Genomic DNA, 321 nt, shown 5'->3' on the forward strand with positions numbered 1-321 from the left:
TGACTGCTTCCCTCACCTTCGCCTCACGGCGTCGGCGGGTACTTTCGTCAGGGCTTCTGCGAGAACTTCTCTCAGCAGAAATTGAACTTACCCTTCGTATGCACTTGTCAAAGAACGCTTCTCTCAACCTCAGAGAAAACTTGTGGAGCTGATGGATTCGCGCGCGTCACCACTTTCCTCCTCACTCAGGGAGGAAATGGTGGGCCTAGGTGGACTTGAACCACCGACCTCGCGCTTATCAGGCGCGCGCTCTAGCCAGCTGAGCTATAGGCCCAGGGGGCTACCGCGTCGGCAAACCCTACAGCGTCCTTCATTCTCAAA

At 56.1% G+C, this 321-nt stretch carries 1 tRNA gene; it reads right to left on the minus strand.

What is annotated here, in order from left to right:
* Window positions 1-197: 197 nt before the first annotated feature.
* Window positions 198-274: transfer RNA gene (locus tag G4D87_RS38770), tRNA-Ile, on the minus strand.
* Between the last annotated feature and the right edge of the window lie 47 nt (window positions 275-321).

The sequence above is a fragment of the Myxococcus vastator genome (assembly GCF_010894475.1).
Lineage (GTDB): Bacteria > Myxococcota > Myxococcia > Myxococcales > Myxococcaceae > Myxococcus > Myxococcus vastator.